Here is a 14,944-nt window from a genome sequence, read left to right on the forward strand (position 1 = left end):
GGATCGGTGCGCACACGCAGACACCTTTTCCCGGCAGGTCTGAAGTTTCAAACCGCCGGGCAAATAATGCTTATGATCATCTGCCGCAACATAGGCGCGCTTATAGGCCCAGCCAGCAAAAGGGTAAAGCCCGCAAAGATCAGTCGTCGCCGCGCACGTAATCCCATACTTTTGAGATAGTGACAGAGCCTTCGCCAACGGCAGAAGCCACCCGTTTGACAGAGCCTGCACGGACGTCGCCAACAGCGAAGATCCCGGGATGGGATGTTTCATAAGGTGTCGATTTCTCGACCGCCGATCCTGTCAGCACAAAGCCTTTGTCGTCCAATGCCACAAGGCCGGACAACCATTCCGTATTCGGTGCGGCACCCACCATCACAAAGGCCGCGCGGGCAGCAATCGTCTGATCACGCTCCTCTGCTTTGTGGCGCACGGTCACTTCTTCCAGATGTTTATCGCCGTGCAATTGCTTGATCTCGGATTGATAGTGGATGGTGATCGCCGGATCAGCCTCAAGTCGCGACAGCAGATAGTCTGACATCGAGGCGGCAAGGCTGGATCCACGCACCAAGACGTGCACATGGCTGGCGGTGCGCGACAGATACATCGCCGCCTGCCCCGCAGAATTGCCGCCGCCCACAACAATCGCTTCGGTTTCACGGCAATAGCGTGCCTCAACATCTGTGGCGGCATAGTAGATGCCGATGCCTTCAAAGTCTTCGAGCCGCGGGATCGCCAAACGCCGGTACTGCACCCCTGTGGCCACCACAACGGCTTTGGCGCAAACTTCGGTACCGTCATCCATGACTGCGCAAAAGATACCATCCTCTTGTTGGCGCAGTTCCGATACCCGGCGCGGCACAGCGAATTGCGTGCCGAACTTCATCGCCTGCACTTCGCCACGCCAGACAAGGTCAGCCCCTGAAATGCCCGTCGGAAATCCCATATAGTTTTCAATCCGCGATGATGTTCCAGCCTGCCCGCCAATGGTCAGATCCTCAACCACCAGCGCCTTCAACCCCTCGGCCCCGGCATAGACCCCGGCGGCCACACCGGCAGGTCCACCGCCGACGATCAAGACGTCAAAAACACGGTCCTCGTGCACCGCCATATCGAGGCCAAGGATTGCCGCCACCTTTGCCGGCGTCGGATCATCAACAACCAAATGTTTGCCAAAAATCACAGCAGGTTTCGCAGCACCTATATTGCAGGAATGCGCGACAGCTTCGGCCTCATGCTCACCCAGTGTCAGACTGCGAAACGGGATACGGTTGCGCCCGGCGAACGCAGCTATTTGTCTGATTGTGCGGTCTTCTTCAGCCCCGATCAGGGTCAAGCTGGCCTCGCCGCTTTCCAGCAGGCGCCTGCGGCGTGCAGCAAAGACCGTGATAATAATATCTGACATCTCTGGAATGCGGCTCATCAATGTCAGCATGTCGGCGCGATCAACGGTAAGAATAGTAGACGGTTCTAAACACCGCGCGCCCATTATCGCGCTGCCCCCTGCCAGAAAACTGATTTCGCCGAAAAACTGGGTCGGCCCAAGGTGGCCGTTTCCATATTGCCCGCCGGTACGCGGATCAATTGCCACCACCGCGCCGTCGATCACATAATGAAATGCGTTCAGATCGCTGCCCGCTTCGACCAATGTCTCATCTTTGTCGTAACATCGCACAGTGCCAATCTTGTGCATTTCTTCCACATGGCTGTCATGCAATGGGGTGCGCACCATTGTGGCAAGGTCTTGGGCCAGCGTTTCCATTCATTTCTCCTGTTCCTGCCCACATAAATAGTGCTTTGAAGGCTTTTGTTAACCGGCATCTTCACATGCCCCCTTAACATGGCGAGTAACATATTGCGCAGGTCGACGATCACCTGCAAAACGTCCCCATGACAAAACGTATTTCTATCGCCGTTGCAGGTGCCGGCATTGGTGGATTGACGGCGGCGGCCCTATTGGCTGACCGCGGCCATCATGTGGAAGTTTTTGACCAATTTCATACACCTCAACCCGTTGGATCGGGTTTGGTCATCCAGCCTGTGGGTCAAGCCGTTCTGGACCATATCGGCGCTGGCGACACCGCACGCGCGTTTGGAAACCCCATTCAGCGGATGTTGGGGCATGAGGCTGACAATGACCGCAAAGTTCTGAACGTCTGGTATGATAAGCAAAGCGGCGGTCAGTATGGGCTTGCCATCCACCGTGCCAGCCTTTTTCAAGCACTCTATGATGCTGTGCAGGCACGCGATATCGCGGTGCACACCAAAAGCCTTATTGCAAAAGCACAAGACGGTATGCTGCATCTAAATGACCGCACTGTTCATGGCCCCTTTGACCTGATTGTGGATGCCACCGGCGCCGGTTCGCCTTTGTCGCCCTTGCAATCAACCCCACTGCCCTACGGCGCGATCTGGGGCACGGTTGATTGGCCTGAAACAGAAATGCCGGCCCATCACCTTAGTCAGTGTTATCGCCGCGCGGACAGGATGATTGGCGTTTTACCGATTGGAAAAGTGCCGGGTGATCCAAAGCCAAAAGCCGCCATTTTCTGGTCGATGCCACGCGACAGCCATGATGCATGGGTTCAGCAAGGCGTGCATGCTTGGCGCGATGCCGCAATCGCTTTGTGGCCAGCTTTTGCGCCCTTTGCGGCACAGGTCCACAGCCCTGATCAGATGACGATGGCGCGTTATGCGCATGGTACTTTACGCAAGCCGTGGTCGCCAGGGATCGTCCATATCGGCGATGCTGCCCACAAAGCCAGCCCGCAACTCGGCCAAGGGGCCAACATGGCATTGCTGGATGCGCTGGCATTGGCGCGCGCACTGGATATCGCCAGCGGCGATGCGGCACTGGCGCTTTATGCCAAAGCACGGCGCTGGCATGTGATGAGCTATCAAACGATGAGTGCGGCCTTTACCCCACAATACCAATCCGACAGCCGTTGGTTACCGGTGTTGCGGGACCGCTTACTTTATCCATTGTCGCAAGTGCCGCCGGGACCACGCGTTCTGACGGCGATCGTTTGCGGGACGATGCTGCCACCATTACGCGGGTTGGGTCGCATCTAACGGCAGAATGGTCCGCTGCGATAGCGTGCCGTATCAAAATGAAAGTGGTCGCGGTGAAACCGGTTCGCCTCAGGGCCCAATACCGTTCCAAATGGTCCGCAGGCCGCGCGCCACATCTGACGCAACTGCGCGCCGTCCTCTGAAGAATCCCAATCCGTCAGCAAGGTCATTTCTGTTCCATCACGCAGACGGATACCTGCGATGTCAATCGCCCGGCCAAAAGCGTGCTCGGACAGCCGCCCACCGGGTTGGTTGTTGCGCGTCCGACACGCGTAATGAGAAACAACGCGCAATGATGACACGCCGCCGCCCTCTGCGCCGACTGCAGGCAGCACGCCCTGCTCCACCCATGTTTTCAATGCGCGCGCAGTAGGGCAATCAATGGTCGCACGCGGGCTGAGTGTGACACCCGCAACGGACCGCAGCTTTATCGCACCTTCAATCCCGCAGGCCCCGGCGCCGTTCACGCGCCCGACGACCGTGCCTTGAATGGATGGATCACCACAAACCTGCCCGCGCAACCTTGCAACCCGCCGTTGCGCGGCGGCAGCCTCTATCGACGCGGGGCGCACGGTGGGGCGCAAGGACCGCGCTACCGCATAGGGGCTGAAGGCGAAAAGGTTACGTTCAGCCCGAAACAGCGGGCGGGTCTGCGCGCCGAACGACAGATCAGGTCTTTCAAAAGGGCGCACAACCGGGCGGACGCCACTGCCGGCAGGCTGCGCTGCCGTCGAACCGCGTGCGATGGGGCGCACAGTGTCCTCGGTTGGTGTTTGCACGACATTCACAGTGGGCTGTGCAACTGGGTCAATTGGGCGAGCAGTTGGCCGGATGATATCTTGGGCCAACAATGGCCCCGCCACCAGTAAAGCTGTCAGATAGGCCGCCTGACGCATCATTCCTGACGTGCCTTGACCCGGCCAAAATCTGGCGCATCGGTATCCTGCCCCGCCTCGATGATACCGCGCCGGATAGACCGCGTGCGCGTGAAATAATCGTGCAGATGATCGCCATCCCCCTGCCGGATGGCGCGCTGCAAGGCAAAAAGCTCTTCGGTGAAACGCCCAAGAATTTCCAGCGTCGCTTCCTTGTTGTTCAGGAATACATCACGCCACATCACCGGATCAGAGGCTGCAATCCGCGTGAAGTCACGGAAACCTGTGGCCGAGTATTTGATCACTTCACTGTCGGTCACCCGGCGCAGGTCGTCAGCAACGCCGACCATCGTATAGGCGATCAGGTGTGGTGCGTGGCTTGTCACAGCCAACACAAGATCATGGTGGTCTGGGTCCATTGTTTCAGTCAACGCACCAAGACTTTGCCAAAACATCGTCAGTTCCGCGACCGCTTGCTGGTCACTTTCGTCAACAGGCACGATAGCCGTATAGCGGTTGTCAAACAGCTCGGCAAAACCGGACCGGGGGCCAGAATGTTCGGTCCCGGCCAGCGGGTGCGCCGGGATAAAATGCACACCTTCGGGAACGTAGGGTCCAACCGCATCAATCACCGTCCGCTTGACCGAACCAACGTCGCTAAGTGTGGCACCGGGTTTCAAAACCGGTCCAATTTCCTTGGCTACAGCTTCCATTGCCCCCACGGGCACACAGAGAACCACCAGATCAGCGTCCTGCGCCGCCTCCACCGCACTGTCACACACCTGATCGCACAGCCCGATCTCGCGCGCGATGTCACGTGTTTCCTTGGACCGTGTATAACCCACAATTTCGCTGGCCATTCCGGCACGACGCATGGCATGGCACATGGATGAGGCAATAAGGCCAAGTCCGATGAAAGCAACGCGTTTATAGATTTGCGTCATTTTGCGGCCCCTTTGAATTGCGCGACCGCATGGGCCACACGCCGGCAGGCGCTTTCATCGCCCACTGTGATCCGCAGGCAATGTGGCAATCCGTATCCGGCAACACGGCGCACAATGATACCTGCGCTGCGCAAGTGGTCATCACATGCGCCTGCTTCGGCTTCATCTGTAAAGCGGGCAAGGATGAAGTTCGCCGTAGAGGTGTCTGAGGGAACACCAAGCTCGGCCAATGCACTGGCCAGCCAATCGCGCCATTTGGCGTTTTCGATCCGGCATTTCGCAGTGTGTTCGGTATCGCGCACGGCAGCTTCGGCGGCAGCCAATGCAGCAGCGGACAGGTTAAACGGCCCTCTGATCCGGTTGAGCACGTCAATCACCGCTTGCGGGCCATAGCCCCAGCCAACGCGCATCCCGCCCAGACCGTAAATCTTTGAAAAGGTGCGCGACATGAAGACGTTGTCACGCGCTTCGACCAAGGATTTGCCCGCGTCAAACCCATCGACAAACTCTGCATAAGCGCCATCCAGCACCAACAGCGCTTGGGGTGGCAGGCCGTCGGCCAGTCGGGCGACTTCGGCGCTGCCGATCATTGTTCCCGTTGGATTGGCAGGGTTTGCGATGAACACAAGCTTGGTTTTGTCAGTGCAGGCTGCAAGGATCGCATCAACATCAACCACGCGTTCATTCTCGGGCACGACCACCGGGGTCGCACCGCAAGCATGGGCATAGATCGGATACATCGAAAACCCGTGTTCGGTGAAAACAACCTCGTCACCGGGTCCGGCATAAGCCTCTGCCAGCAGTTTCAGAACGTCGCCAGACCCAACGCCACAGAATACGCGTGCGGCATCCACATCCCATACGTCGGAAATCGCCTGCCGCAGGCTGGCGTGATCGGTCGCGGGATAGCGGTGCAGATCATGCGTCGCGCGCACGACCGCCTCTTTGGCCGCATCGCTTGGCCCCAAAGGGTTTTCATTCGATGACAGCTTGAGCACATTGCGAACGCCGTCCAGATGGGATGCGCCACCTTGGTACAGCGCAATATCCAAAATGCCCGGTTGAGGTTGAATGCCGTCAGCCATAGTTACGTTCCCGTCTCGTTTCGCCCGTTCTATCGCCCTGCCCGGTGCAAGACCAGTGCCAAGGTGTCGCCCAAAATGCAAAAGGCCGCCCCTGATCGGAGCGGCCTTGTAAATCATGCTCCGGCTTTGTGCCGGATGTCTGCGAAGATTAGTTCTTCGCGTAGAATTCGACGACGAGGTTTGGTTCCATTGTCACCGGATAAGGCACATCGCCAAGGCCGGGTGTCCGTGTGAATGTCGCTGTCATCTTGTTATGGTCGACGTCCATGTAGTCAGGCACATCACGCTCTGGCAGCTGGGACGCGACCAAGACCAGCTCTAGCTGTTTGGACTTCTGACGCACTTCGATCACGTCGCCTTCTTTGACGCGGTAAGACGGGATGTTTACCTTCTTGCCGTTCACTGTGACGTGGCCGTGGTTTACGAACTGGCGTGCCGCGAAAACAGTTGGCACGAATTTGGCGCGGTACACGACAGCGTCCAGGCGACGTTCAAGCAGACCGATCAGGTTTTCACCTGTATCGCCTTTGACACGCTCGGCCTCACCATAGATGCGGCGGAACTGCTTTTCTGTCAGGTCGCCGTAATACCCCTTCAGCTTTTGCTTGGCGCGCAGCTGTGTGCCAAAGTCGGACAGTTTACCCTTACGGCGCTGACCGTGCTGGCCTGGGCCATATTCACGACGGTTGACGGGGGATTTCGGGCGACCCCAGATGTTTTCACCCATCCGGCGGTCAATTTTGTACTTGGCAGCGGTACGCTTTGTCATACGCTGATCTCCTTCTTTATATTGCGAAGGGCGTTGTCCTTTCCCCAGATTTAGCCGGGGCGACAGGGTTCCGCTTGCGCGGTCCACCAACACCAATGAATGGGCGGCTTATAAAGGGGATTCTGGGGGTGTCAACGACGAAGAATGGCCCGCTGGCCGTGCGTCATATCTATGACCTAGGAAAGTACATATTTCGTCCAATTGTCGCCAAAGGCACACAATATAAGGTATGCTGGGGCAGTAATGAGGATCAAACGTGCCTATTAGTCTTGTTGTCGTGTTCATCGGTTTGGCTGCGTTGTGGCTATTGGTCCATCAAACCGTGAAGCGGCGCTTCACCAGGTTGAATGCCAATTTGCCTCACATGTATGGGTCCGCGCTTACTGCTCCGACACAAGAGGGTGATGCCCCCCCGCTGATGGCGCTTTGCATTGATCTTATACGCAAAGAAAACTGCTGTGTGGCTTTCGATGGGCTTTCAGCACATGAGCGGAAAATGATATTACACGCTTATGCAATTGAGGCCGCGCCATCATGGATGTCGCATTATGGCGCCCTTTGGCTTTCACCTGCCAATCGCCTGCTGGTATCGCAGCTACGGCAGATCAAATCGTCCCGTCCCGATCTGCCAAAGCAACATTTTGGTGCCATAAAGCGCCAACAGCAATTGCGTTCCACAGCAGAAAGCTAGACACCTGCGGCTATGTCGCAACCGTCGCAACCCAATCAGCTGATCTATTTCGCCGCCGCTTTCGGAGCAGGCGGGCTTTTGTCGTTGATGGTGCTATTTAATGGCACGCTCGCGGCCTATGGATCACTGTTTTTTGCATCTTGGGTGCCGCATCTGACGGGCACTGTCGCGGCCTTGATTTTTTTGGTGTTTCTAAGGCCAAAACGGGCGCAACAAGCGCGCCCACCATGGTGGGTCTATTTGGGCGGTGTGTCAGGTGCGGTGACGGTGATGCTGACCTCTGCGACCCTGAACAGCGCTTTGGCACTTTCAGGCACCATCGCGCTTGGTTTGGCCGGGCAGATGGTGTTCAGCCTTTTTGCCGATATGCGCGGTTTATTTGGCTTGCCGCAACGCACGCCGGTTCGGCGTGACTATGTTGCCTTGATGTTTATCATCGCAGGCAGCCTGATCCTGATCTTCTTCGGAAGCGGGTCATGATCTGGTTTGCCACCCTCGCGATCCTTGCCGGTGTTCTGGTGTCACTTAGCCGTCAGATCAACGGGCGCTTGGCGCTGTCGACTTCGGCGATGGAGTCGTCATTCTGGAACCATATTGTGGGACTGGTTTTCATCACTGGCGTCGCCTTGCTGGTTGGCGGCTTGTTCGCCGGAGAACCCGAAGCATCCCCTTGGTGGGCGTATTTAGGCGGGCCAATTGGCGTGATCTTTATTGCGGCAGGCAGTTGGCTGATCGCACGGATCGGCGCCGCACAAACCGCCCTTTTGATCATTGCAGGCCAGATGATATCCGGTGTCCTGCTGGATATCATTATGGGCGCGCCCGGCAATCTTTGGGCGCGTACCTTGGGTGTGGCTTTGATCATGGCGGGCATGTGGGTGGCCCATGGCGGCAAAAAATCGTCCTAGTCGTCGCCACCAGTGTTCATCTGGGCGATGCCTGCAACGCCCGAATTTCCCAACTCAACCGTCGCAAAGGGGCCACCGATGCACAAATTGGCAAGGTCTGTGTTGTCCAAAGGTGGCGCCCCTGCAAACACGTCTTTAGCAAATTCTTCCGCGTTATCCTTGGGGCGATACCCTAGATGACCTGCTTTGGTATTATCAACCACGGCCCGGTCATTGTTGGAAATGCCATAGACAATCGTAAAGCCCACAACAGGACTATCGACGGACCGTTCCACCAGATGGATCAGATCGTCATAGGACAGCCACGTGCCGATGCTACGCGCATTTGTGGCCGGTGCGCAGGAAAAGATCCGCAAACACACGCTCTCAATCCCGCGTTTGTCCCAGTACAGGCTCGCAAGGTCCTCGGTAAAGCATTTGGCAAGGCCGTAATACGTGTCAGGGCGGTGCGGGGCATCAAGACCGATGGTGTCGGTTTTCTTATGCATACCGACCGCATGAACAGAGCTTGCATAGACCACCCGTTTGACACCGCAGCGATAGGCGGCCTCCCACACATTATAAGCGCCGATGATGTTGGATTGCAGTATGTCATCCCAAGCCGCCTCATCCGCGATAGCGCCGAAATGGATGACCATATCAGCCCCCTCGATGATCTTCAGCATTGCATCAAGGTTCGAGACGTCGGCCTGCACATAGGTTTCACCGTCCTGCAATGCGCCGATATCATCGACAATATCGGTCGACACCAATGCGTCGCACATCTTCTTCAAAGGCCCGCGCAGGCGGGACCCAAGCGCGCCGGCGGCCCCTGTCAAAACAAGCTTCTTCATTCGTTTTCCTTTCCAGTGGCCGCGCGCATTTGCGCAAGCAGGGCATCGGCGCCTTTCGCCAGTAAATTCGTATCGGTGCCGCAGGCCACAAAAGTGAACCCTTCTGCCAGCAGTTTTTGCGCAAATGCCGGATCGGTCACCAATGTACCGACCGGGATGCCTGCATCCATCAGTTTGCGGGCCGCGGGCAGGATCAGGTTCCAGACCTCATCCGACATGTGTTGGCCCAGAAGCCCCATATCGGCCGCAATATCAGCGGGACCAAAGAAAACACCGTCAACGCCATCCACCTGACCAATCTCAAGCGATTGCGCGATGGCCGATTGCGTTTCAACCTGTACCATCACGGCTGTTTGGTCATCTGCTTTGGCATAATAATTCGTGACCCGACCAAAATTATTGGCACGGATGGACCCTGCCACACCTCGCACACCATTGGGTGGATAACGACAGGCGGCAACCGCCGCCTGCGCTTCTTCGACTGACTGCACCATCGGAAATAAAAGGCCCGGTGCGCCCACATCCAGCAGGCGTTTCACCATCACGGTGTCGTTCCAGGGCGGACGTACAATCGCTGTGGACCCATGCGGCGCTATCGCCTGCAATTGCCCTAGAACCGTGCCTATTTCGCTGGGGGCATGTTCCATATCGACCAGTAGCCAGTCATAGCCCGCACTCGCCACCACCTCGGCCGCATAATTATGTGACAGGCTGATCCAAAGACCGATCTGCTGGTGGCCTTCGCGGATCGCGGCAAGGAAAGCGTTAGGAGCCATCTTCATATCACAGCCTTCTCGATAAATTTTTTGCCCTTCTCAAGCCGATCATAGTGAAACGAGCTCAGATCAAGCGCGCGATATTCGCCGTAGGTGATCATCTCTGCTGTCCCCCGCCCCATTGCGGGCGATTGCTGAAATCCGTGACCAGAAAAGCCGTTCACAAAGATAAAGTTCTCTACTTGGGTATGCGGCCCCAAAATCGCATTCTGATCAAAGGTGTTATAGGCATAATGCCCCGCCCAAGAGTTGCGCAACTTGATTGCTTCAAACTGTGGGATACGGGTGGCAAGCACAGGCCAGACTTTATTTTCCCAAATGCTGTGGTCCTGCACGAAATCATCGTAGTCGACCGCCGGGTCCTCATCCGGCGGGCAGCCTGCAAGATAATAGGTACCGTCGGTGCGCATATGCACGCCCGAGGGGTCAATCGTCAGTGGCAGGTCGCGATCAAGCGGCTTTTCTGCCTCAAAAATAAAGGTATAGCGTTTGCGCGGCTCGACCGGAATGTCGATACCCGCCATGCGGCTTGTCAGCACAGCGCGGGGGCCAGAGGCGTTGACGACCGTACCACATGTGATCACCTCACCGGATTTCAGGATCACGCTTTCCACCTTGTTCCCGGCCGCATTGCGGTTCATCGCCACGACCTCATTGGTCAGATAGTCCACCCCGCGTTCCTTGGCGGACCGTTTCCACCAGTCAAACAACGTGTTGCCGTCGAAATACCCTTCATCCACCAGATTATGGTTCGCCGCGACGATGTCATCGAGGTTGTAGAACGGATAGTCTTGCGCGATCTCATCGCGGGTCATGTATTTGGTGCCAGCACCGTTCGCCGCCTGCACCTTCTGGCTTTCGCGCAAGGTCGCTGCAAAGTCTTCATTATCGGCCAGATACATGTAGCCATAGCTTTGCAGCACCACGTCTGGCACGCGCGGGTCGCCACCCATATAGTCGCGAAAGTTCTTTACGAAATCAGCCGCAAACTGCGACACCTTCACATTGACTGCGGCGCTGAACTGCTGGCGCATGCAGGAATTGGTGTGCGAAGTCGATGTGAACTCATACGTCGGATCACGTTCCACCACGAGGATCGAACCGTCGAAATCCGGGTTGTCGGTGAGAAACCACGCAACAGACGATCCATACATCGCCCCGCCAACAATCACGACGTCATAGCTGGTTTTGGCTGGCGCTTGCGTCATGCGGTTTTCCCCTTTGCTGTGGCGGCAAGAACAGCATCCACTGCTTCTGCGCTCATCCCATAGTCGTCACGAGCAGCTTCGGCAGAAATATAGCCGCGTGCAAGATCGCGTTTGACCATTTCAGGGTCACGCTGCGACGGGTCGCCGTAACCCGCGCCACCGGGGAAGGCGAGCATCACGCGCCGCCCTTCGGCCACATGCTGTTTGCCTTTGCCTTGCATCAGGGTGCCGTCATCTTGCGCAATCGTTGTCGGCGCGCCATCCTGCCCGCCTTGCCGTCCACGCGCGGGGTGGTCAACGCGGTCAAACATGGCCGAGAAATCAAACTCATGGCCCTCGGCGGCACCCACTTCCATATATTGCCCCAGACCACCACGATATTCACCGGCACCACCACTATCGGGACGCAATTCCTTGCACCAAATGATGACAGGGCCAGTGTGTTCAGTCGCCTCAATCGGCATTGTCATCACGCCGGAGGGGAATGCTGTTGCGTTCAACCCGTCAACCGTTGGCCGCGCACCTGCCCCGCCAGAGTTGAAGGTCAGCACCTCAGCGCGTTGTCCTTGTTTGCCTTGCACCGGGCGCAGTGAGACCTGGAAATTGCATAGACACCCTGCCCCTTCGGCCGGCACTGTTGCTGGCAGGATTTTGTCCAATGCATCATAGACTGTATCGGGGATCATATGCCCGATGACATGTCGCAACGCGACAGGTGCTGGATGCACGGCGTTGACGATACTATCCTCTGGCGCCGATACCTCAAAAGGCGCTAATGATGCGGCATTATTGGGAATTTCGGGGGCCACAGCGCATTTCAGCGCATAGCAAGCGTAGGCCTTGGTATAGACCAGCGGCACGTTGATACCCTTTTTATCAAGGCCAGATGTGCCAGTGAAATCGCAATGCATCCGGTCCTTTTCGATGCTCAGTTTCACCTTCAGATCAATCGGCGTCGCAAACCCGTCGATGCGCATGGCACCCGTCGCGGTCTCGCGCGGCAATGCGGCAATCCGCTCTAACGTCGCGCGGCGCGAATTCTCGAGGATGAAATCGCCAATACCTTCCAGATCGGTGAGGTTGAATTCATCCATCATCTCGACCAGACGCCGATGTCCGATCTCATTGCAGGTGGCCAGCGCATAGATATCACCCACCAGTTGATCAGGCTCGCGCACATTGCCCCGCACGATGCGGATCAGGGTGTCATCGACTGTCCCGCGATCCACGAATTTCATGATCGGGATGTACAGGCCTTCTTCGTAAACGCTCGCCGCATCGGCACCAAAGCCGCGCCCGCCGATATCGACGACATGGGCCGTACAGGCAAAAAAGCCAACGTGGTGGCCTTTGTGGAAAGATGGGCTGACGACGGTAATATCGTGCAGATGTCCTGTGCCTTCCCACGGGTCGTTGGTGATATAAACGTCACCTTCGTTAATGTTCTCACGCCCGATGCGGCGGATGAAATGCGCCACGGCGTCTGCCATCGCGTTGACGTGGCCGGGGGTGCCAGTGACAGCTTGGGCCAGCATCAGACCTTTGGCGTTGTACACGCCCGCCGAAAGATCACCCGCTTCGCGCACAGAGGTTGAAAAAGCCGTGCGCACCAGCGCCTGCGCCTGTTCTTCCACGACCGAGATCAGGCGGTTCCACATGACTTGATAGGCAACGTTGCTCATGTCCGTTTCTCCGTGATGTCGATGGTGCCATCGGGCCGCGCGATGGCGGTACGGCTGTTGGGGATGACGATTGTGGTTTCATCCTCGGTGATCAACGCGGGGCCTGCCACCGTATCGCCGGGGTTCAGTGTGTCGCGTAAAACCACCGCGGCATCACTGGCGGCACCTTGGACCGGATCAAAAAGTGCGCGTGTACAATCGACAGCACCTGACTGACCTTTTGGCGTTTCATCCAAACTGTCGGCTTTCGCAGCCTGTGTCGTCGCATTCACGGCCCAGACGGTGATTTCGATATCCATGCCCGCGACGGTGCGCCCAAAGAGGGTTGTATAGTCTGCCTCAAACAGCGCTTGGAAGGTCGCAGCGTCTGGGTTTGCCGCTTGTTTCGCGCTCAAAGCGATGGGGATTTCCCAGCCTTGGCCCGTGTAGCGCATGTAGACTTTGTATTCGGCGCTGATCGACGCTTTGGCGTCGCAGGTGCGGACAAAACCCGTGGCTTCTGTTTCCAACTCGCGCAGCAGGGTCTGCACTGTGTCAGGCGCAAAGTGCGACAGTTTCATGTATACACTGCGGGTCGCTTCAAAGCTGAACGGCGCGCGCAGGAACCCAATCGCAGAGCCGACGCCAGCACCGGTTGGCACCAGCAACCGGTCCACCCCCAGCTTTTCACACAACCGACCGGCATGGAGCGGGGCCGCACCGCCAAAAGCGATCATCGTATAATCAGCAAGGTCTTCGCCATTCTCAACCGCATGGACGCGGGCGGCGTTTGCCATGTTTTCATCAACAACTTCGGCCAGACCAAAGGCGGCTGTTTGCGCATCCATATCCAAAGGTTCGCCCAATGCAGTCAGCGCTTGCGCGGATGCATCACTGTGCAGTTTCATCGACCCGCCTGCGAAGTTGTCAGGGTCCAGTTTACCTAAGATCAGGTCCGCGTCCGTGACCGCCGGGCGTTCGCCGCCCCGCCCATAACAAGCCGGCCCCGGCTCTGACCCCGCACTTTCCGGCCCCACACGGATTTGGCGCATCGCATCAACATGGGCAAGGCTGCCGCCCCCGGCCCCAATTTCGACCATATCAATCACCGGGATCGAAATTGGCATGCCGGACCCCTTTTTAAAGCGATAGGTCCGCGCCACCTCAAACACCCGCGCGGTTTTGGGGGTCTGGTTCTTGATCAGGCAAATCTTGGCCGTCGTGCCGCCCATATCAAAAGACAGCACCTTGTTCAGGCCATAACGTGCCGCGATATTGGCAGCAAAAACAGCACCACCCGCAGGACCGGATTCTACCAAACGCACAGGAAAGTCCGCCGCGCTCTCTAAGCTGATGATGCCCCCGCCAGAGTGCATCAGAAAGATCGGACAAGCCGCGCCTTCATCAGCCAGACGGCCCTTAAGACGGCCCAAATACGATTTCATCAAAGGTTTGATATAGGCGTTCGCGACGGTCGTATTAAACCGCTCATACTCGCGCATTTGCGGCGAGACTTCGGAAGACAGCGAAATCATCACACCCGGTAATTTGTCAGCGAAAACATCACGGATCATCTGTTCGTGGCGGTCGTTCAGATAGGCGTGGATCAGGCCAATCGCGATGCTCTCAAACCCGTAGGGTGCCATCGCATCGGCTAACGCCTCAATCTCAGTCCGCTCCAGCGGGATCAACACATGGCCTTGCGCATCCATACGCTCTTTCAGCGTAAATCGGTGCTGGCGTGGCAAAAGCGGCTCTGGCAGTTGCAGGTTCAGGTCATATTGCTCAAACCGGCTTTCTGTGCGCATTTCGATGACATCGCGAAAACCCATCGTGGTGATCAGCGCAGTCTTGGCCCCACGCCGTTCGATCAATGCGTTGGTTGCCAGCGTGGTGCCATGAATGATCTGTTCGATCTGCGCAGGACTGATCCCGGCCTTGGTGCAGACCTGATGCATCCCGTCGATGATCGCGTTTTCGGGGGCGGCGTAGGTTGTCAGAACTTTCGTCGAGAACTGGCGCTTGCCCACTTCAAGGACCACATCCGTGAACGTGCCGCCAATATCAACACCCAAGCGCGTCTGGTCTTGCATCATTGCCACCTTTTGATTTCGGATAAACC

Annotated in this window: 13 protein-coding genes; 3 read left to right on the forward strand and 10 right to left on the reverse strand. The window is 57.2% G+C overall.

The features are described from left to right. Window positions 1-139: 139 nt before the first annotated feature. Complete coding sequence (locus tag RCCS2_RS00960) at window positions 140-1,762, reverse strand: FAD-dependent oxidoreductase (protein WP_008230620.1); 1,623 nt, start codon at window positions 1,760-1,762, stop codon at window positions 140-142. A gap of 128 nt (window positions 1,763-1,890) precedes the next feature. On the opposite strand from RCCS2_RS00960, the gene RCCS2_RS00965 reads away from it, so the two are divergent. Then, window positions 1,891-3,072 carry an FAD-dependent oxidoreductase gene (locus RCCS2_RS00965; RefSeq protein ID WP_008230621.1) on the forward strand — a complete coding sequence of 394 codons (1,182 nt, stop codon included), beginning with the start codon at window positions 1,891-1,893 and terminating at the stop codon, window positions 3,070-3,072. On the opposite strand, the gene RCCS2_RS00970 is transcribed toward RCCS2_RS00965, so the two are convergent. From RCCS2_RS00970 to rpsD, 4 genes are all read right to left on the reverse strand, one after another. Next, a complete protein-coding gene (locus tag RCCS2_RS00970) occupies window positions 3,069-3,971 on the reverse strand; it encodes an extensin-like domain-containing protein (RefSeq protein WP_008230622.1) in 903 nt (300 codons plus the stop codon). The two genes, RCCS2_RS00965 and RCCS2_RS00970, sit on opposite strands and share 4 nt — an antisense overlap. Further along, on the reverse strand, window positions 3,968-4,891 hold the full coding sequence (locus RCCS2_RS00975) for a prephenate/arogenate dehydrogenase family protein (RefSeq protein WP_008230623.1): 924 nt from the start codon (window positions 4,889-4,891) through the stop codon (window positions 3,968-3,970). The genes RCCS2_RS00970 and RCCS2_RS00975 overlap by 4 nt, the downstream gene beginning before the upstream one ends. Beyond that, on the reverse strand, window positions 4,888-5,976 hold the full coding sequence (gene hisC, locus RCCS2_RS00980) for a histidinol-phosphate transaminase (RefSeq protein WP_008230624.1): 1,089 nt from the start codon (window positions 5,974-5,976) through the stop codon (window positions 4,888-4,890). The genes RCCS2_RS00975 and hisC overlap by 4 nt, the downstream gene beginning before the upstream one ends. A 148-nt stretch (window positions 5,977-6,124) precedes the next feature. Further along, the gene (gene rpsD / locus RCCS2_RS00985; RefSeq protein WP_008230625.1) at window positions 6,125-6,745 is read right to left on the reverse strand and encodes a 30S ribosomal protein S4; all 621 of its coding nucleotides are present in this window, start codon (window positions 6,743-6,745) and stop codon (window positions 6,125-6,127) included. A 703-nt stretch (window positions 6,746-7,448) separates the two neighbouring features. Here rpsD and RCCS2_RS00995 point away from each other — a divergent pair. Beyond that, window positions 7,449-7,916, forward strand: coding sequence for a DMT family transporter (locus RCCS2_RS00995; RefSeq protein ID WP_008230627.1), 468 nt, complete (start codon window positions 7,449-7,451; stop codon window positions 7,914-7,916). After that, window positions 7,913-8,344, forward strand: coding sequence for a DMT family transporter (locus tag RCCS2_RS01000; RefSeq protein WP_008230628.1), 432 nt, complete (start codon window positions 7,913-7,915; stop codon window positions 8,342-8,344). The genes RCCS2_RS00995 and RCCS2_RS01000 overlap by 4 nt, the downstream gene beginning before the upstream one ends. Here the strand turns inward: RCCS2_RS01000 and RCCS2_RS01005 are convergent. Genes RCCS2_RS01005 through RCCS2_RS01025 form a run of 5 tightly spaced genes read right to left on the reverse strand, consistent with a single transcriptional unit; the run spans window position 8,341 to window position 14,918 of the window. After that, entirely contained in the window at window positions 8,341-9,177 is an 837-nt protein-coding gene (locus RCCS2_RS01005) for an NAD-dependent epimerase/dehydratase family protein (protein ID WP_008230629.1), read from the reverse strand. The two genes, RCCS2_RS01000 and RCCS2_RS01005, sit on opposite strands and share 4 nt — an antisense overlap. Next, window positions 9,174-9,959 (reverse strand): HpcH/HpaI aldolase family protein, encoded by a 786-nt coding sequence (locus RCCS2_RS01010; RefSeq protein ID WP_008230630.1) that lies wholly within the window; start codon window positions 9,957-9,959, stop codon window positions 9,174-9,176. The genes RCCS2_RS01005 and RCCS2_RS01010 overlap by 4 nt, the downstream gene beginning before the upstream one ends. Beyond that, on the reverse strand, window positions 9,956-11,161 hold the full coding sequence (locus tag RCCS2_RS01015; protein ID WP_008230631.1) for an NAD(P)/FAD-dependent oxidoreductase: 1,206 nt from the start codon (window positions 11,159-11,161) through the stop codon (window positions 9,956-9,958). The genes RCCS2_RS01010 and RCCS2_RS01015 overlap by 4 nt, the downstream gene beginning before the upstream one ends. Beyond that, on the reverse strand, window positions 11,158-12,843 hold the full coding sequence (locus RCCS2_RS01020) for a hydantoinase B/oxoprolinase family protein (RefSeq protein ID WP_008230632.1): 1,686 nt from the start codon (window positions 12,841-12,843) through the stop codon (window positions 11,158-11,160). Before RCCS2_RS01020 ends, RCCS2_RS01015 begins: the two co-directional genes overlap by 4 nt. Then, window positions 12,840-14,918: a hydantoinase/oxoprolinase family protein gene (locus tag RCCS2_RS01025; protein WP_008230633.1), complete on the reverse strand. Its 2,079-nt coding sequence runs from the start codon at window positions 14,916-14,918 to the stop codon at window positions 12,840-12,842. Before RCCS2_RS01025 ends, RCCS2_RS01020 begins: the two co-directional genes overlap by 4 nt. Window positions 14,919-14,944 lie beyond the last annotated feature (26 nt).

Source organism: Roseobacter sp. CCS2 (genome assembly GCF_000169435.1).
GTDB lineage: Bacteria > Pseudomonadota > Alphaproteobacteria > Rhodobacterales > Rhodobacteraceae > Yoonia.

Excerpts from the sequence above, each read along its gene's own strand:
- RCCS2_RS00960 (WP_008230620.1), bottom strand. The coding sequence starts at position 1,762 with ATGGAAACGCTGGCCCAAGACCTTGCCACAATGGTGCGCACCCCATTG.
- RCCS2_RS00965 (WP_008230621.1), top strand. The coding sequence starts at position 1,891 with ATGACAAAACGTATTTCTATCGCCGTTGCAGGTGCCGGCATTGGTGGA.
- RCCS2_RS00970 (WP_008230622.1), bottom strand. The coding sequence starts at position 3,971 with ATGATGCGTCAGGCGGCCTATCTGACAGCTTTACTGGTGGCGGGGCCA.
- RCCS2_RS00975 (WP_008230623.1), bottom strand. The coding sequence starts at position 4,891 with ATGACGCAAATCTATAAACGCGTTGCTTTCATCGGACTTGGCCTTATT.
- hisC (WP_008230624.1), bottom strand. The coding sequence starts at position 5,976 with ATGGCTGACGGCATTCAACCTCAACCGGGCATTTTGGATATTGCGCTG.
- rpsD (WP_008230625.1), bottom strand. The coding sequence starts at position 6,745 with ATGACAAAGCGTACCGCTGCCAAGTACAAAATTGACCGCCGGATGGGT.
- RCCS2_RS00995 (WP_008230627.1), top strand. The coding sequence starts at position 7,449 with ATGTCGCAACCGTCGCAACCCAATCAGCTGATCTATTTCGCCGCCGCT.
- RCCS2_RS01000 (WP_008230628.1), top strand. The coding sequence starts at position 7,913 with ATGATCTGGTTTGCCACCCTCGCGATCCTTGCCGGTGTTCTGGTGTCA.
- RCCS2_RS01005 (WP_008230629.1), bottom strand. The coding sequence starts at position 9,177 with ATGAAGAAGCTTGTTTTGACAGGGGCCGCCGGCGCGCTTGGGTCCCGC.
- RCCS2_RS01010 (WP_008230630.1), bottom strand. The coding sequence starts at position 9,959 with ATGAAGATGGCTCCTAACGCTTTCCTTGCCGCGATCCGCGAAGGCCAC.
- RCCS2_RS01015 (WP_008230631.1), bottom strand. The coding sequence starts at position 11,161 with ATGACGCAAGCGCCAGCCAAAACCAGCTATGACGTCGTGATTGTTGGC.
- RCCS2_RS01020 (WP_008230632.1), bottom strand. The coding sequence starts at position 12,843 with ATGAGCAACGTTGCCTATCAAGTCATGTGGAACCGCCTGATCTCGGTC.
- RCCS2_RS01025 (WP_008230633.1), bottom strand. The coding sequence starts at position 14,918 with ATGATGCAAGACCAGACGCGCTTGGGTGTTGATATTGGCGGCACGTTC.